Source organism: Paenibacillus sp. FSL K6-2859, from assembly GCF_038008265.1.
Classification (GTDB): Bacteria; Bacillota; Bacilli; order Paenibacillales; family Paenibacillaceae; genus Paenibacillus_AQ; species Paenibacillus_AQ nitricinens.
This window is the reverse complement of the sequence record NZ_JBBOYU010000001.1, coordinates 245,734-262,435: the sequence shown is the minus strand read 5'-3', so window position 1 is coordinate 262,435 and position 16,702 is coordinate 245,734. Positions and strand designations below refer to the sequence as shown.

Here is a 16,702-nt window from a genome sequence, read left to right as displayed (position 1 = left end):
TGTCAAATATAATAACGTGTGAAGAAAGACCTAGGTCACATTGTGTTTTTATTAGATCAAGAGTCTCTAGACATACAAAAAACACACCTTATACAGATGCACCCTAAGAAAGCGCATACATAAGGTCTAAAAGCGTCGAATCTTTATCTGACAATAACTCTCTCAAGACCCACTCATGATGGCAGTAAACCCAAAGCAAATTGCCGTGATTAAAGACAAAGGTGTCATCACAAGTCTTTCTTTTTTACTCTTCGATAATATATTCATTACGGTATTGAGAATTAGATAGACTGCGAAAAAATAACATACGCTTCTATCAAAAGGTAATCCTATAGAAATCACGTTTCCTGCCTGCAACAAGTACAAGATTGCAATCGATTGTATAACAACTGAGATCACACACGCAATCCTCATCTGTGAGGGCATGATTCTATGTTTGCCACCCATTGCAAATTCACCATAAGGTAATCCTAAAGACAGTAATATGTAAAGAATCGCCGCTCCCGCAAAAGTAATACTCCCAATCCATGCAGATAACACCCTTCCACCCCCTTCACTAATTGTTATTCAAATCTTATAACCTCTCCTCATCAATTTTTGGACTTTATTTTCATATTAATGATGAACTCGCACAAGCAACACCGGAATATCTGAGTAATATATAATTAAATAGACCAATGAGGTGATCCACAAATGTCAAACAGAGCAAAAATTCGCAAGCGAGCTGAACAGCTCAAGGGTAGACCTGTGTGCGTTACGCTTCATGATGGACGTACGTATGTAGGATGGATAACTGGCCTCGATAAGGATGGATTGACCCTTTCCAAACCACGTAAAAATAAAAATAAAAACAAAAAATCAAAAAAACACACTTCTTCCCGCTCCCGGAAAGCGAACGTATCCGGACTCATGCCATTATTCGGCTCACTCTTCGGAATGGGAGGAGGGGCTGCTGGCGCTGCCGAGGGTGCAAGTTCAGGCGCTTCAGGATTCGGTGGAATTATGGGCTTCGTAGGGATGATCCAAAGAACAATGCCGGTTGTGAAAATGGGCTACAATATGATTAGATCTATTTCCCCATTCTTGAATGGGCTGAAGGGTTTAATGGGATAGTCAAAAGACACCCCGCAAGGTGTCTTTTTATTTTTCCTCATGAACTTATCAGTTTCTTCAAAAGTATCCCCGCAGATCTTACCCGTGGGCGCTTTAGATGCTCCTGTACGTAGCGATAGTCCGTCAATTCAACACTAGCATCACGAATCGCATAGGTAAAATCATCATCAAAGGGTAGACGGTATTCCCAGACTCGCTTCTCCCAATGTGGTATATTTGCAAGCATCCATGGATCGTCGATTCCGGGATGAATATAGGTTTCACTAACACCATCAGGTAGCGAATATAGCTTATCAATAATAGATTTTTTGAAACGATCGTACGTCTCACCCTCCTCTACACCAAAAGGATGCGACAACAAGTAATCAGGAATCGGAACTCCAAGTGTATCGGCCAGCCCGGATCCAAGTGCAACAGGACGTTCAATATTTTTCAGCGATCCTAACAGAGGATCCTCAGGATGGATGTATCGAAAGAACCGTGATGGCAATCCCCAGCGCGAAATTCTCCACAACGTCTGCGGAAGCAAGCTGCGTCCCGTTTCCATGCCATATAAACTTCCCATATGGTTGTCTACATGACTAATCACGATGCCGGATTGTTTCACTCTCTCATACTGCGCAACAATCTCCTTTAGCACAGCTTTTGTCTGCGCCCCCTGTTCAAACTCTTTTACCGTCTTATATTGATACCCGCCATCGTCATGTAGTGAAGAGTCCCCCGTCAGGCTGCTCCAGCGTAAAGCCTCAAACTCACTAGTCATTGTCAAATGAAGGCCCACATTTCGTTGTTGCCTACGGCTACACCATCTAGCTGCCTCCTCGAATCCAGGGGCCACCGCCATTATCGTCGCTGAAGATACTTTTCCTTCTTCTAACAGATGCATAATCGCCTGATTCATGGCAGGGCTTTGCCCAAAATCATCACAATTGATGATTAATCTTTTGCTCATAGTCAGCATCACCTCTCAATTGCCCCGTAAATGTGAATTTAATCGTAAAAGATATGACAACAGATATGGCTAGCAGACATAACGGCACCACGCTTATTAAATACCGGAACGTTGCTTCTGGATCAGACCCTGGATCATCACCACCCTTATAACCAAAGATCATCCCTACAATGAAAAAGGCGAGCGCCGAGATTAATCCGCTCGAACGAGTGATAAATCCACTTACCGCGGTATAGATGCCTTCTCTTCTCAGACCTGTCTTCTCCGCATCCTCATCAATAATTTTGCCACCTACGATTGCCGGGGTTACTAGAAATCCTGCTAGTCCGAAACCGACAACAATACCAGCGGCTACACCACTTACAAGATCATAACCGAACCATAGCGGAATGACAGATAAAGCATATAGGATAAGCGATAGCCGCCATGCCTTGACCCCGTCCATCTTACGAATAATCCAATACCACACGAACACTAATGGAATAACCGAGACAAAGACAGCTGCGAGCATAATAGACACCTGTGTTTCTGAAATATGTAGAACATATTTTGCATAAAAGGGAATCATCGAGCTTACAAGTCCATTCACCGTTTGGGCAAAAGAGTTCGAAATATTAAACACCCAGAACTTCTTATTCCGAATCGTCTCCCGAAACGCCGGAATGAGCTTCAATGGTTCGGTCTTAGTAGTCTCTTTCTTCTCTTGAACGTTCATCATGCATAAGAACATAAACACGCCGAAGACACAGGCATACACAATAGCCATATTAGAGAAGTTAATCGCTGCGAAAAGGATTGGCGTTAGAGCCGTACCGATTAACAGAGCGACCACTTGATACCCTTGCTGAATCGCCGAGGCTTTTGCCCGAATACGATCTCCACGGAAGAGCTCCGGAAGCAGCGCGCCATAGTTCACCCACAAGACCGTAGCCACAGCCTCATAGAAAATAAGCGTCACTAGAAACCAAGTGAAGAGTCCATTCTCGGATAAACCGCCGGGGGGAGAGAACACCAGCACAAACGCCAGCATAAACAAAGGGATCGATCCGAACACCCAGGGTCTACGCCGACCATAGCGGGTATTTGTCCGGTCTGACCAATATCCAAACAACGGATTATTCACCGCATCCCAGATCAGAAAGATTGTTCTGGCCAGTGTAGCAAGTCCAATGCCCAAGCCCAATTTCTCCACATAAAAATAACTGTAAAAAGAACTAAAAGCCTGACTGGGAACCATCATCGCAAACATTCCAAAAGCAAAGGTGTACGGCGAGTTCATCCATTTATGCTTCACTCACATACCTCCATATAGTAAATCATCTAGTTGTAATATATTACCACATATACTGGAAGTTTAGTGACAAATTTGCTCCAATCTAATGCGTTTCCTCCTCATAAATGGAGGGATAACCGCGCATGCTTACACAGATCAAAAAAAAGTGCTCAGTAGTATAAACTACCAAGCACTTTGCTTCTGCCACTATAAAACGTCTTTCAGCTTATTCCGACTCTGAATATCCAAAGTGGAATAATCACGAATTTCGCATCTTTTTCCATTGACGTCAGTCAGAATGATGCGGTTAAGACTCGGGTATTGCATATGCTCATGCAGGTTACGCATAACGATACGAGTCTGCCCCAGATTCGTTTGCAGCTCCCAAATCCACATATCTGCCTTCTGTTTAATGGAATCAATTCGGGTCACAACGGGAAGAAAGTAGCGCAGCTGCAATTCTTTGTCCACTTCCCCCCGACTTTCCTCATCCAGCTGATCAATGTCACGAATGACACCAATCTCCTCACTCTTAGAATTCCTCACAGAAATATACTGGGTGTTGTATTGAAAAGGAAATATACGAAAAAGGATTAGCTCTTCATAAACCTTACCTTCTACTACCCCTTGAAATACCCCACCTTGACTACGGTTAAAGGAAATCAGACCCGGTTCAAAAATGTTAATTTCATAGGGATCTTTATCTTGAGCTTTCAATTCATCACTGACACTGATTGGATCACTCATGCACTTCTACCCCCTTGATCTGGGACATTTCTTTCTGTGCCTCGACCAGTTTGAAGTAAGCCCCTTCTACTGCTAGCAATTCTTCATGCGTACCCACCTCAATAATCTTACCGCGTTCCAGCACGACGAGCCGATTGGCATTTCTTAAAGTGGACAATCGATGAGCAATGGCGAATGTCGTTCTACCTTTGACCAGACGCGAGATGGCTTCTTGGATTTGCCGCTCAGTCACTGTATCCACAGAAGCCGTTGCTTCGTCCAGAATTAGAATCCGCGGATCGTGAATTATTGCTCGGGCAATAGACACTCGCTGCTTCTCCCCTCCGGATAACTTATGCCCACGTTCTCCTACCCTTGTGTCATAGCCATCAGGTAGCTGAACGATGAAGTCATGTGCATTGGCAATTTTAGCAGCACGCATAATTTCTAGCTCTGTAGCATCCGGTTTAGAATAAGCGATATTCTCAGCAATCGTGCCGTCGAACAGGAATGTCTCCTGCAGCACTACACCGATCTGACTCCGGAGGTCAGACTGGCTAATATTTCGGATATCCACTCCGTCGATGGTGATGGTGCCCTCATCTGTGTCATAGAATCGGCAAATCATATTGATGAAGGTCGACTTCCCAGCACCTGAATGTCCGACCAGACCAATCATCTCTCCTGCGCCTACTTTTAAATCCACGTTCTTGAGCACAGGGTGATGCTTTTCGTATCCATAAGTGACCTGTTTAAACTCTACCTCACCATTAACACGACCAATATCAGCTGGGTTCGTCGTATCAGGCACATCCGATGGTGTATCCATTATTTCAAAGACCCGATCTGCTGCTGAAATCGCATGGCTGGCCCAATTGATCATTTGACTTACCCACTGCAAAGGTCCGAGGAGCATCCCCAGGTAAGTAACCAAAGCGATTAGCGTACCAATAGATAATTGTCCGTCAAGCACCGTTCTGCCGCCATAATACCAAATTAAAAGCGTACCAACGCCAGCAACTAACGCAAAAGCGGGAAACATTCCCTGCCACAAGCCTTCAATCCGGATATTGTGCCGCACCAATTCCTTATTAGCGACAGTATAACGGGACAATTCCGTAGTTTCCTGACCAAATGCTTTAACCACACGAATTCCCTGCAAAGAATCGCCCACCAAAGCGTTTAGTCTAAAAATAGATCTCCACTGCTGGTACCACCGTCTGCCAATCATCGGCCATAACACAGTCGATAGAACGACCATAAGCGGCATAGGCAGCATGGCTAGCAGCGTTAGCTTCCAATCCATACTAAACATAATGGCGAAGATTGCGATCACCCTTAATGATTCACCCGAGACCCATATTACGCCATCTGTCATGAATTGCCGCATCGCCTCAGAGTCATTATTTACCCGTCCAATGAATTGCGAAGACTGTCTTCGATCGAAGAAAGATAGCGACAATTTCATCAAGGAATGATATACATCATGACGCAGATCACCCATAATTTTCGAGCCAATCCATACCCCGATAAGTCCACGTACAGTCTGCATTAGAGTAACAACCAGAGAGGTGGCTGCAAGCCCAATTACAATCCATAGTAACGTTGAACCCATGTCCTTTTTTGTTAGCACGTTATCTACAATCATTTTCGTCAAAAAAGGTGGAACAAGCTCTATCAATGTAGTGAAAATCAGCATAATTGCTGCTGCGATCATTTGGATTTTATACGGCTTCGCGTAACCTAACATCCGAAAGAGAACCTTACCGTTACTTTTACACACCGGACAGGTCTGAGAATCGTCTGGTAGCGGATTGCGGCATTTCGGACAATGTCTTGGAAATTCTTTTTCAGAAGCCGTTGGCCGCTCCTCCCCTTTAGCTACAGCAGCAATTAATTTAGACGCATATCCAAATATAGAGGTAAGCGATGCGGTATAACGTATAAGGATAATTGGACCCTCTTTAGTATCGACAAGTAACGAACCGCCACCAATCCCACCTACTACTCGAGCATCGGCTATACTCGAAACAAAAAACTTCGAAACCATTTCCCCGTCCGTTCCCCAAACGGACACTTCCTTCTCTGTCAATACAAGCCATTGCTCACCGAATTGTCCATCATTCATTAAATCAGTTCCAAAGTGGAATAACGGCTGTTCCGTAAGCTGCATTTCTATAGACTTGGGAAGTTTATCAACATATGGCATTCTTTTTCTCCCCTTTCTTTACCCACCTATTTACTCACATATATTTACAGCGGTAAAGATGAAAGAATGACTATAACTGTTTTGTATAGTCACTTGGACAACCCAAAAAAGACACCCTTAAGGGTGTCTTTTTCATTATTTTGTATGATACTGGCCATGTCTTAAAAACAAATCCAGATCGATTCATTTTTATGTATAACGGGTCAACAAATGCTCCTGCGCTAATTTCATATCTTAACCAAATCGATCGGATTCCAGAAATTCTATCGTTATTTTCGACGGCGAATATTCATGCGATTATACATCACTAAACCGGCGACGACCATGCCCAGTGTACCTATACTACTCGCTACTTCAGTCTGCATACCAAACAAAATACATACGTTAGTCACCAGGCTTCTCGTAAGCAACGCGACAATAATTAGCATGATCGGACGCCAAAAGTTATATCTTCTCATTTCAGTAACACTCCTAACCCAATTTTCTTAAGCGCTTAACCTAAATTATCTATGTGTATTATAGCATAAGTAAGTAACCGCATACATTTTACGTAATGCTAATAGCCGAAAAGGACATTATCTTCAAAGTATCTCCGAAGGAGATTGCCGAAGAGCGTATGTAAATTCATACATTTCGATCTAGTTAGAGCATAAATCAGTAACTAACATTCGTTTTCGTTCGACTTTTGGTGTAGACTTATCAGTTTTTACGGATTATAATAACAAACATACACCAAAAGACGAACATTAAGGCGGATAATATGAATAAATATATGCAAATATTCCTAGGGACTTCATTTTCAAGTAAATCACCTAAGGAAATTCAAATTTTAAAAGATCACCTCTTCTGTATAAATAGAGATGGAATGATAGAAAGGATCGTTTCTCCAGAAGCGCCGGACTATCAACCATTACTAGATACTTACCAAGACCAAGGCAACTTCCATCGATTAGGGGACGGTCAGTTTTTCTTGCCCGGCTTTATCGACTTGCATGTTCACGCGCCCCAATGGGCTCAATCTGGAACGGCATTAGATATTCCACTCTATGACTGGTTAAATACTTACACCTTCCCATTGGAATCTAAATTTTCGGACCTGGATTTTGCAAAAAAGGTCTACGATGATGTGGTTGACACTTTACTCGCGAACGGAACGACTACAGCTCTTTATTTTGCAACGGTGCATAAAGAAGCCAGTTTACTGTTAGCCCAAATCTGTGCGGATAAAGGGCAACGCGGACTCGTTGGAAAAGTGGTAATGGATGATCCACAAGGAAATCCAGAAAGCTATCGCGATGCTGACACCCAAACGGCACTAAAAGATACGGAAGAATTTATTTTAGCTGTAAAAGAACTAGCCAAATCGACTAAGCAAGGCGTTTACCCTGTAGTGACACCTAGGTTCATTCCAAGCTGTACAGATAAGGCATTGCAAGGTTTAGGTGAATTAGCCGCTAAATACGATACTTATATTCAATCGCACTGTAGTGAAAGTGATTGGGCGCACGGTTATGTAAAAGAACGATTCCAGAAAAACGATGCTTTTGCCTTGCATGATTTCGGTCTGCTCAGTGATAAATCAGTCATGGCACATTGCAATTTTTTGGATGAGGATGATGTGGATTTATTTGCGGAGACAGGAACGGCTATTGCACATTGTCCGATCTCGAACGCTTATTTTGCCAATAGTGTCATTCCGATCGCACATTTCCATTCCAAGGGTGTGGAGATTGGTTTGGGGTCTGATATTTCCGGAGGTTTCTCACCTAGTCTATTCGATAACATAAGACAAGCTGTAATGTCTTCAAGAATGCTTGAGGATGGCGTTAATCCCTCCCTTCCTGCACAAGAGCGTGGATTACTAGGATCACGAATTACGATTGATGAATCCTTCTATCTTGCTACTGCTGGTGGCGGAGAAAGCTTAAGTTTACCTATCGGCCGGATATTAGAAGGCTATACGTGGGATGTTCAAATCATCGATACAAAAGTACCATCGGCTAGACTGCCTCTCTTTGATGGGAATGAAGATTTATACGACGTGTTTCAAAAAATGATGTATCTAGCTCGACCTGAGAATATCCGCGAGGTCTGGGTACAGGGTGAAAAGGTTTATTCACGTTAAGGACCGAAAAAACTAGAAAAGTTAAGGTGGGTATCTGAGTGGAAACACAAGCAAACGTACAAGATCAAGCACCATTAAAGTCACAACTATTAACCGTTCTACCCGATGAAAAAGTTTCATTCAGTAAATCCATCATCTTAGGCTTTCAACATATATTGGCCATGGACGTTTATGTGGTTCCGTTCCTGATTGCAATGTTAATCGGCTTACAGCCGAATCAGTCAAGCGCGTTAATTCAATCTACCTTTATTGCTGCTGGACTTGCAACGATTGTGCAGACTTATTTCTGTATGAAGCTTCCTATCGCTCAAGGTCCTTCCTATGTTCCGCTTGGTGCGATCGTCAGTATTTATGCCGCTAGTGGCGGCGGCGAGCTGGGCTGGAGTTCCGTGTTAGGTGCCAGCTTAATCGGTGCGATTCTAGTTATTATTTTAGGCTATGTCGGGATCTTTAATAAAATCGTTAAGAACTTTATCCCACCCATTGTAGGTGGTACGATCATATTCATAGTTGGTCTTTCTTTATTACCTGTTGCTATAAGAGACAATATCTATGGAGCTTCAGGCGCTTCAATCAATCAGAACGTTTTGTTAGCCCTTATTTCAGCGGGCACACTCCTTTTATTCGTGATTCTCGGTTCTATGTTCCGTAATAAAGGATCGATCTTCCGAATTATTTCCGTCATGATGGCATTAGTAGTTGGATGTATCTCTGCTAACTTGATGGGTGTGTTAGATTTCTCAGCGATTAGCAAAGCGAACTGGTTTAGCATGCCGCGTATCGCTTTTGTAGATTTCGGATTCTCGTTCAACTTTTCGGCTATTATCACCATGGTTATTATTTATCTCGTACTGCTAGCTGAAACAACAGGTACCTGGTTTGCTGTCAGCAACGTAATCAATAAACCTTTAACAGACGAACATATTAATAAAGGGGTTATCGGTGAGGGGATTGGCTGTCTTATTGCTTCTGCACTCGGTTCAACACCTGTTACAGGCTATTCTACCAATGCGGGCATTATCTCCATCACAGGTGTTGCCTCCCGCCGGGTTTTCCTCGCTGTTGGAGGATGGTTTGTCCTCTTCGGTTGTTCTGGTAAATTAGCTGCTCTGATTTCTTCCATTCCATCCGCTGTAATCGGCGGCGTCTTCGCTATCGTCTGCGGGATCATTGCAATTAATGGTGTGCAGGTGATGAAGAACGTAACGATTGGCGAGAAAGAAATGTACATTATCGCAATACCGATGATTATCACGTTAGCTTTGGTGCTTATTCCTGGCGACTACTTGCATTCCTTACCTTCATTCGTGCAATATTTATTGGGCTCACCTATACTAGCGGCTTCATTAGCAGCGATCTTACTGAATAAACTACTGCCAAGTGGCAAATAGAACGTAAAAATGCTAGATCATAAAACGGACATCCAATGATGTCCGTTTTTTTTCTTATTTTCTCAGCTTATTGGGTAATGGAATATGCCTAATTGACTCAATGGGATGATATAGTAACATCCATGGACCTGAAAAACGCATAACCCCTTTTATTCTTTGACGATACTCCGGTTTATAACAATGAATAGGGCATTTAGCACAAGCCGTTTTCACTTCCCCGAACTTACAATAAGCTAACCTCTTCAGAGCATAATCGTTTAGATCCTGACATTCGTTGCAAAGCCCCTTATGGTGATGTTTTTTCTTACAATATATACGAATCATTTTCGTGACAATATCTTGTTCTTTTTGAATTTTAGGACCTTCGTTTAATTGTCGGGTTACCTTTATTGTCATTTATGAGCCTCCTTGTAACTTGTACAATAAGATCTCATCTAATTATAGAGGAAAAGCAGTCCTTCTTTTTTTACATTTCTAAGGATTTTTATCATACTACACACCCAAGGCGTTATTTCGTTATACTCATAATATTTTTAGAAAGGCTGTAACGTTTATAGCTTTTTACGGATATATAACCTGAGGAGGTGAACGAATGCAGGACAACGAGGAATTATACAGGGAATATTCAACCCAAGTATATAAATTCGTATTTAGTTTTTGTCATAATCATTTACTGGCAGAAGAAATCACCCAAGAAACTTTTTATAGAGCTGTAAAGTCCATACACAAATATGATGGAACCTGCAAAGTATATGTATGGCTTTGTCAGATTGCTAAGCATGTATGGTATCAGGAGCTGGACAAGCAACATAAAAGGAAGTCTTATGAACTAGATGATCCTCCTGTTTCTAGCGCAAATTCAACTGAATCTCAATTCATTCTTGCACAAGACAAAATGGAATTGTTTAAACAGCTTCATTTACTTGATCCCAATACCAAGGAAGTACTGTATCTGCGTTTGACTGGAGAATTCAGCTTTCGGGAAATTGGCGAGATTCTTGGAAGAGATGAGACCTGGGCGAGAGTTACCTTTTACCGTGGAAAACAAAAACTGATGAAAGGAAGATCTACATGAAATGCGAAATCATTCAGGATTTATTACCTTCCTATATTGAAAAGCTCACCTCTTTACATAGTAACGAAGAGATTGAAAAACATCTGCAATCCTGTGAAAAATGCCTTCAATCTTATAATGAAATGACCGCAACAGCAAATCTAAGTCTGCCTATTGTTGATCAAGAGGAGGTTAAGAAACTTAATTATTTTAAAAAGGTAAAAACAAAAAATATAAAGACGCTCGTCTTTTCCCTCTTAACAGTGATCATACTGGCTACAGCCCTTGTTGGACTTTTCGTTATTGGTTTCCCTGTATCCACTAAAGATGTGGCCATTGATTATCAGAAGACAAAAACTCGTCTGGAGGTTCACCTAACTTTGGAAAACGGCAAGGACTTGGTGTTCTCAGGGAAAACTACATTTATCCGTGATGAGAATAATAATGTGATTGGTTCCGAAACTAGGTATAAGCCTAGAGGTTTGCTTCATAACCCCTTTGATAATGTTGGAACAGAGGTGATGTTGGGGACGGAGATTCATAGCGATCTGGATTTTTCGAATACATTTATCCTTGAATTTAAAGACAAAACTATGACGTTCATTAATGGTATTTTGGTGGAATAGACATTGCCGTTAAATTCGAAAAAAGACACCTATTTAGGTGTCTTTGCTGATAATCCATATGGAATCATATTGGAAGATATAGTGTTTAAGAGGAACGAAGGGCTTGCCTTCTCATCCACATCGTTGCAACCCATTTTTCACCTTTGATCACTGGTGTACCTGCATGCAGGGTAGACTCATTTAATTCATGATTATCATAAAAATATTCGAAGTAGACCGCCATACCTTTGTTAGGACTTACGGATAAATTAAGCATAGGGAACGCTGTTTCTCCGCCTTCCTCCACATCATTTAAATACATCACTAGCGTACTAATTCGATTATTGCTACTTGCTCGACTCGTTTCTGCGAAGAAATCATAATGGGGTAGATACTCTTGGCCAGGGATATACAGCAGGACTTGCAAGCCATCACCATGCTCGACAGGAATATTCATAATTTGAGAGAAACGTTTCTCGATTCTAGTAACCGTCTCATTCTCCTCACAGAACACACCACTGCTCGTTCTAATTGGATTGACCACATGGTCTTCGCCTATTTTTGAACGTTGCAATCGTTCCCTAGAATATTCAATTAGCTCATGGCATTCCTCATCGCTAAGCACATTTCCTAGTAAGACAACTAGTGGCTCCTCATACTTGGCAATAATTCGAATCTCTCGATCTTCTGTCTTGATCGTATTTCCAGCATGATCAAATATCGTCCGTTCTTTGTCTGTACTATTCCCTATCATCCTTATGCAGCTCCTAGGTTATAACATCCATCACAAAAAAACATACCATAAAATGGTTTTATTTGCTTGATTACTTCGTGACATCCAGTATCCAGCTTTATAATGTTTTTCTTTGATCCGTAGATGGCATAACCTCTTAAATCTCCATTCCTTTTTTATTCTTCCTCGACCCGGAAGCACCCGTACCAAACTGATAACGGTACAGCACAACTACAGCAATAGTCACCAGGGACATAACGAGAAAAATATTACTATACACATGGGCAGTAACATTAGTATTCAGAGGATTGAACTGCACAGCGGCACTGACCTTGTCTAGCATTTTCCCAACCACGCTCATAGCCATCGCGCCAGAAATGAAATTGATCATGGAGAGTAATCCCATGCCAACTCCTGTCTCCTCTTTTGGCAGCGTCCGCGAAATCGTATTGGACATTGAGATTTGCATGAAGGTCTGACCTACGTTTCCTAATATTAAAATAATGGCAATAAAATATGCCGATACCCCAATAAAAGTAGATAGTAGGGAGAACGCTAGAAATAACAATACCGAAGCCACGAACACAAGTGCCAAATTGCCGCGATCATCAGCCAATCTGCCACCCTTACGTCCCATGATCGCTGAAGCAATTGCTGCTGGCACTAACACAAAACCAATGGTCGAAGGAGTCAAGCCATTCACTGCCGCTAGAAATTGTGGGGTCATGAACGTCATACTAAAGCTCATCGCTGTCGTTGTAAAAGCAAGCAGCAACCCGATCGAATAGGTTTTGTTACGGAACAATACTGGTTTAATAAAAGGCTCCACAGCTTTCCGAATCCGAATGATGAATAAGGCCAGCAAAACAAGCCCTCCAAGGAACAACCACACTTGCATCTGAGTGATGGCAAGTAAGAGGATTGCGACTGCTGCAGCTAATAACCCGCCGCCAAGAACATCAATACTTCCTGTCTTCCCTTTCACATTATCTAAATACTTCCGAAAAAAAGGGAGTGTCAGTAGCGGAAGTAAGGAAAGAACAAACATAAGCCTCCAGCTTCCAAAGCTGGTGATGAGGCCTGCAGCGACCGGTCCCAAAGCATTACCAAGCGCTAACCCAACCGCAGAAGTTCCAAGTGCCCGCCCCCTCTTCTCGGGAACAAAATAACGAATTGGAATGATCATTGCTGTTGCAGGAAGAACGGAAGCACCGGCAGCTTGAATTACACGGCCCAGAATAATAATCCAAAACTCACTAGCAAGCAGACCTATTAATGAACCGAGAGCGAAGATAAGCAGTCCATACGTTAATAAATCCTTCAACCGATATTTATCTGCTAATTTCCCCATGACGATGGAACCTACCGCGTATACCACCATATAACTAGTCATCATCCAACTAACCTGAGAAGGAACAAGATTGAACTCTTTGCCGATCTCAGGAAGAGCTACATTGAACATCGTACCGTTCATAACTGAGAATATTAAGGTAACTACAAGTATTTTTAGCAGCTTATCTGCATTTTCTGTGGATGTATCTGACATAATCTAAACCTCTTTTCTGATTCAGAATGAATTATAAGTAAAAAGATAAATAGTGCACGCTTCACCAAACTACAAACATTCTGTTTCACCGAACTATAGTTGAATACACCTTATAAGAGTATAATTTAAAGAGCACACTCATTAAGAGTATCCACATATTAATGAGATCAACCAACTACATTAAAACAGAGTTTCAATCCCAGTTATTAGCGCTTAATACGCCTTATCATCTCTCCGGCCCTAGATTGCGTCTGCTCTCAGTCGTCGCGGAAGCAGGCAGTATCCGCATGAATGAGTTAGCCGTTAAATTAGGGATCAAAGCACGTACCGTTACCGATTTTATTGATGCGCTTGAGCAGGATAAACTCCTTGTTCGAATTCCTGATCCAACCGACCGACGCGCTACACTGATCCAGCTTACGGAGCTTGCGCAATCCACTATTGAGCAAGTTCTGGCTTTCCAAGATACAGTCGCTGACAACATGCTGGACAATCTCTCGCTAGAGCAAAGAAAGCAATTCTATGACCTTCTATTACAGCTAACCAAAAACAAAGCAATTACTGAGCTATGTGAAGAAGCTAAGTAAGTTAGAGCCACGTCAAGGAACTTCCTCGCTAAATTTATCAATAAAATATCGGATACGCCCATTCACTTATCTCCGCTCCTACATACAATGTTTTAGCCCATTCATTAAGGAGTGACAAGATCATGTCATTTTTCCCATCTCCAAGTTTCCCAGGATTCCCAGGACAGCCTGGGCAACCCGGACCACCAGGAATACCAGGACAACCAGGAATACCAGGGTCACCAGGACAACCGGGACTCACGGCACCCAGCTCACCTCCCCCGCAACTCATCCCTCAACAACCTGCCATTTCGTCTTTTGCTGTCGACCCGGGAGCAATTGCTGGTTGTTTGTTTCGGAATACGTACGTATGGCTCGTAAATAGAAATCAATTCTGGTTTTTCCCGGTTTTCGTAGGACGCACCTCGGTTGCGGGTTTTCAGTGGAACGGAAGGTTTTGGATGTATACAGGCTTGAGCCTGCAGTCCATCCAATCCTTCACCTGTTTCTAAATGAACACACAGAAAAGCTCCGTTCCACGAGGAATGGAGCTTTTGGCTTTACGTTAGAATTGACCATTATTTAATCCGTAATGCCTGGCTACAGCGTGCGCAGTAGCGGGTACCTTGGGGAGACATTGACCCGCAGCCTTCACAGTAAAGCTCCTGTGTCATTGTCTTCACTTGATCGTCATGCAGAATTGCCTCATGCGTGGTTGGATTTAACATATTCAATACGTGGAATTCTTCTCTTCTTCCCCTGCGAAGGAGTGAGAACAATAAATAGAGGCCCATGAACCCGACTAAAGTCATAGCACCCGCCTTTATCAGACCCGATTCAAAGCGATAATTCCAAAGTGCATGCATCACCACTGCTGCCAAGAACATCTCCATTGCATGTCGCCATCTTGTCCATGGCTTGCCATTCCCCAAGTTCGAGTTCTTATGCATGCTGCTTGCATACCATATCCCCACAGTTGCAATTGCAGTCCATGTTCCATGGCCGAAGGGTGATAATAATGCTCTCATCCATAGGACCGCGAGCATCCCAAGTGAAGATGCTTCGTCTAAATGTACCCATCCATAAATAATACTTTCCACTGCTGCAAATCCCATTCCTGCTGCGGCACCAAACACCACTGCATCCATCAGAAATTGGATTTTTCGCGTTCGAACGAGTATCACACAGATTAACAATTTAGCAGTTTCTTCTATTAAAGCCACAGACAAAGGTACATAAAGCTGCGAAAAGTCAAAGGAATTTGCTTTTACTTCAAAAAGCCAAATCCGCTCTAAATACCAAGCCAGAGGGATGGCGACAATCGCGGTAGACACAAAAACTAAACCAACCCTCATCTGACGAAAGCCTACTAACTGCTGACTTCTTACAAAGGCTACGAATGCTACGGGACCCACTACACCTCCAACAATTAAGGCGGCGATCTTCCACCATTGACTATGTAAGAACAATGCCAAGAGGGATAAGACAAGAAATCCGCCTCCCAGCCACAGCAACTGGTCCATCCACTTGTCTTTGGCCTTAGGTAGCGATTCATTATCCTCGACAATAAATTCCTCACCGAAGGCAATTGTAACTTTCTCCATCAGATGGGGTGTTCGTATGTTTAGAACCTTAATGAGTTGTTGACGAACCGGAGCGTAATAATCGAGTATAGTTAAGAACTCTAACTTGCCCATAATCAGTATTTCACTATCTTCTACCGCGATCAACGTATGTGAGGAGACCGTGTCTGTTAGTAACTCTGTCTCTCCATAAAAATCCCCTTCTCGAAGGACAATCTTGCGCCGCTTTCGGCCGCGAAGCTCGATACTCCCGCTGCTAATCATGAGAAATTGATCAATTACTGCACCTTCCGCGATAATTTCTTCGCCCTTCATCACTTTCTTGATCATTGTAATCTCCGCAAGACCCCGAAGTTCAGCATCAGGTATGACCGACCAGATGGTCGCTTTTCGAAGCATACTATGAATCATTCGGATTCGTATGTTCACAAGCACACTTTCATAAAATAACGGACTCAGGTTCGCCAAATATTCGAACGATGGACGGTCTAGACGCAGCGCCCTTACTTGACCGATTGCCGTAACACTAGCCGATCTTTGTAGGTTCCGAATAAGACCGATTTCTCCTACTAATTCTCCCGGTCCAAGTTCAGCCAAGAGCAGTGCCTTCCCAACTAAGTTAACCGAGGTGACCTGCACCTTCCCTTGCCATATAATGAAACAGTCCTTAGAGGTGGACGCTTCCATAAGAAGTCGTTGTCCATCCTCTAAAGACACAAGTTTTATAGCATCAATTACATTTCGTAGCTCATCATCAGGAATGCCTCGCAATAATGGATGATCACGTAGAAAATCAACTGCAGTATTAGGTATCATAGCTTTAACT

At 42.7% G+C, this 16,702-nt stretch carries 17 protein-coding genes; 7 read left to right on the top strand and 10 right to left on the bottom strand.

The genetic code is table 11. The features are described from left to right. Nucleotides 1–162: 162 nt before the first annotated feature. Nucleotides 163–540, bottom strand: coding sequence for a hypothetical protein (locus tag MHB64_RS01260; protein WP_341133538.1), 378 nt, complete (start codon nt 538–540; stop codon nt 163–165). Between the two features lie 153 nt (nt 541–693). Here MHB64_RS01260 and MHB64_RS01255 point away from each other — a divergent pair, with 153 nt between their 5' ends. Continuing rightward, nucleotides 694–1,113: a hypothetical protein gene (locus MHB64_RS01255; protein ID WP_094874437.1), complete on the top strand. Its 420-nt coding sequence runs from the start codon at nt 694–696 to the stop codon at nt 1,111–1,113. Between the two features lie 37 nt (nt 1,114–1,150). Here the strand turns inward: MHB64_RS01255 and MHB64_RS01250 are convergent, their stop codons facing one another. The 5 genes from MHB64_RS01250 to MHB64_RS01230 all read right to left on the bottom strand — a co-directional run bounded on the left by MHB64_RS01250 (nt 1,151) and on the right by MHB64_RS01230 (nt 6,731). Further along, entirely contained in the window at nt 1,151–2,065 is a 915-nt protein-coding gene (locus tag MHB64_RS01250; protein ID WP_341133537.1) for a polysaccharide deacetylase family protein, read from the bottom strand. Then, nucleotides 2,037–3,359 carry an MFS transporter gene (locus MHB64_RS01245; protein WP_094874439.1) on the bottom strand — a complete coding sequence of 441 codons (1,323 nt, stop codon included), beginning with the start codon at nt 3,357–3,359 and terminating at the stop codon, nt 2,037–2,039. Before MHB64_RS01245 ends, MHB64_RS01250 begins: the two co-directional genes overlap by 29 nt. A 186-nt stretch (nt 3,360–3,545) precedes the next feature. After that, complete coding sequence (locus tag MHB64_RS01240; RefSeq protein ID WP_094877755.1) at nt 3,546–4,085, bottom strand: DUF1854 domain-containing protein; 540 nt, start codon at nt 4,083–4,085, stop codon at nt 3,546–3,548. After that, entirely contained in the window at nt 4,078–6,273 is a 2,196-nt protein-coding gene (locus tag MHB64_RS01235; RefSeq protein WP_341133536.1) for an ABC transporter ATP-binding protein, read from the bottom strand. The genes MHB64_RS01240 and MHB64_RS01235 overlap by 8 nt, the downstream gene beginning before the upstream one ends. 269 nt (nt 6,274–6,542) lie before the next feature. Then, complete coding sequence (locus tag MHB64_RS01230; protein ID WP_094877757.1) at nt 6,543–6,731, bottom strand: hypothetical protein; 189 nt, start codon at nt 6,729–6,731, stop codon at nt 6,543–6,545. Between the two features lie 302 nt (nt 6,732–7,033). On the opposite strand from MHB64_RS01230, the gene guaD reads away from it, so the two are divergent. Both guaD and MHB64_RS01220 read left to right on the top strand, forming a co-directional pair. Next, on the top strand, nt 7,034–8,398 hold the full coding sequence (gene guaD / locus MHB64_RS01225) for a guanine deaminase (RefSeq protein ID WP_094874442.1): 1,365 nt from the start codon (nt 7,034–7,036) through the stop codon (nt 8,396–8,398). A 38-nt stretch (nt 8,399–8,436) separates the two neighbouring features. Continuing rightward, nucleotides 8,437–9,789, top strand: coding sequence for a uracil-xanthine permease family protein (locus tag MHB64_RS01220; protein WP_341133535.1), 1,353 nt, complete (start codon nt 8,437–8,439; stop codon nt 9,787–9,789). Between the two features lie 54 nt (nt 9,790–9,843). Here MHB64_RS01220 and MHB64_RS01215 read toward each other — a convergent pair whose 3' ends face one another. Beyond that, a complete protein-coding gene (locus MHB64_RS01215) occupies nt 9,844–10,185 on the bottom strand; it encodes a nitrous oxide-stimulated promoter family protein (protein ID WP_094874444.1) in 342 nt (113 codons plus the stop codon). A gap of 196 nt (nt 10,186–10,381) precedes the next feature. On the opposite strand from MHB64_RS01215, the gene MHB64_RS01210 reads away from it, so the two are divergent. Together MHB64_RS01210 and MHB64_RS01205 are read left to right on the top strand one after the other, a co-directional pair. Next, nucleotides 10,382–10,864, top strand: coding sequence for an RNA polymerase sigma factor (locus tag MHB64_RS01210; protein WP_094874445.1), 483 nt, complete (start codon nt 10,382–10,384; stop codon nt 10,862–10,864). After that, nucleotides 10,861–11,469 (top strand): zf-HC2 domain-containing protein, encoded by a 609-nt coding sequence (locus MHB64_RS01205; protein WP_094874446.1) that lies wholly within the window; start codon nt 10,861–10,863, stop codon nt 11,467–11,469. Before MHB64_RS01210 ends, MHB64_RS01205 begins: the two co-directional genes overlap by 4 nt. An 85-nt stretch (nt 11,470–11,554) precedes the next feature. On the opposite strand, the gene MHB64_RS01200 is transcribed toward MHB64_RS01205, so the two are convergent. Together MHB64_RS01200 and MHB64_RS01195 are read right to left on the bottom strand one after the other, a co-directional pair. Then, entirely contained in the window at nt 11,555–12,202 is a 648-nt protein-coding gene (locus MHB64_RS01200; RefSeq protein WP_094877762.1) for a 2OG-Fe(II) oxygenase, read from the bottom strand. Between the two features lie 136 nt (nt 12,203–12,338). After that, nucleotides 12,339–13,727, bottom strand: coding sequence for an MFS transporter (locus MHB64_RS01195; protein WP_341133534.1), 1,389 nt, complete (start codon nt 13,725–13,727; stop codon nt 12,339–12,341). Nucleotides 13,728–13,888: 161 nt separating this feature from the next. Between MHB64_RS01195 and MHB64_RS01190 the strand changes: the two genes are divergently transcribed. Both MHB64_RS01190 and MHB64_RS01185 read left to right on the top strand, forming a co-directional pair. Continuing rightward, complete coding sequence (locus tag MHB64_RS01190) at nt 13,889–14,314, top strand: MarR family winged helix-turn-helix transcriptional regulator (RefSeq protein WP_341133533.1); 426 nt, start codon at nt 13,889–13,891, stop codon at nt 14,312–14,314. Nucleotides 14,315–14,436: 122 nt separating this feature from the next. Further along, nucleotides 14,437–14,805, top strand: a complete 369-nt coding sequence (locus MHB64_RS01185; protein ID WP_341133532.1) for a collagen-like protein — start codon at nt 14,437–14,439, stop codon at nt 14,803–14,805. Between the two features lie 66 nt (nt 14,806–14,871). Here the strand turns inward: MHB64_RS01185 and MHB64_RS01180 are convergent, their stop codons facing one another. Then, a complete protein-coding gene (locus MHB64_RS01180) occupies nt 14,872–16,692 on the bottom strand; it encodes a PrsW family glutamic-type intramembrane protease (protein WP_341133531.1) in 1,821 nt (606 codons plus the stop codon). Nucleotides 16,693–16,702: the final 10 nt, after the last annotated feature.

What these genes read in the sequence shown, in the direction of transcription:
- MHB64_RS01230 (WP_094877757.1), bottom strand. Translation starts at nt 6,731, where the DNA reads ATGAGAAGATATAACTTTTGGCGTCCGATCATGCTAATTATTGTCGCG.
- MHB64_RS01215 (WP_094874444.1), bottom strand. Translation starts at nt 10,185, where the DNA reads ATGACAATAAAGGTAACCCGACAATTAAACGAAGGTCCTAAAATTCAA.
- guaD (WP_094874442.1), top strand. Translation starts at nt 7,034, where the DNA reads ATGAATAAATATATGCAAATATTCCTAGGGACTTCATTTTCAAGTAAA.
- MHB64_RS01250 (WP_341133537.1), bottom strand. Translation starts at nt 2,065, where the DNA reads ATGAGCAAAAGATTAATCATCAATTGTGATGATTTTGGGCAAAGCCCT.
- MHB64_RS01205 (WP_094874446.1), top strand. Translation starts at nt 10,861, where the DNA reads ATGAAATGCGAAATCATTCAGGATTTATTACCTTCCTATATTGAAAAG.
- MHB64_RS01200 (WP_094877762.1), bottom strand. Translation starts at nt 12,202, where the DNA reads ATGATAGGGAATAGTACAGACAAAGAACGGACGATATTTGATCATGCT.
- MHB64_RS01195 (WP_341133534.1), bottom strand. Translation starts at nt 13,727, where the DNA reads ATGTCAGATACATCCACAGAAAATGCAGATAAGCTGCTAAAAATACTT.
- MHB64_RS01240 (WP_094877755.1), bottom strand. Translation starts at nt 4,085, where the DNA reads ATGAGTGATCCAATCAGTGTCAGTGATGAATTGAAAGCTCAAGATAAA.
- MHB64_RS01210 (WP_094874445.1), top strand. Translation starts at nt 10,382, where the DNA reads ATGCAGGACAACGAGGAATTATACAGGGAATATTCAACCCAAGTATAT.
- MHB64_RS01185 (WP_341133532.1), top strand. Translation starts at nt 14,437, where the DNA reads ATGTCATTTTTCCCATCTCCAAGTTTCCCAGGATTCCCAGGACAGCCT.
- MHB64_RS01255 (WP_094874437.1), top strand. Translation starts at nt 694, where the DNA reads ATGTCAAACAGAGCAAAAATTCGCAAGCGAGCTGAACAGCTCAAGGGT.
- MHB64_RS01190 (WP_341133533.1), top strand. Translation starts at nt 13,889, where the DNA reads ATGAGATCAACCAACTACATTAAAACAGAGTTTCAATCCCAGTTATTA.
- MHB64_RS01235 (WP_341133536.1), bottom strand. Translation starts at nt 6,273, where the DNA reads ATGCCATATGTTGATAAACTTCCCAAGTCTATAGAAATGCAGCTTACG.
- MHB64_RS01180 (WP_341133531.1), bottom strand. Translation starts at nt 16,692, where the DNA reads ATGATACCTAATACTGCAGTTGATTTTCTACGTGATCATCCATTATTG.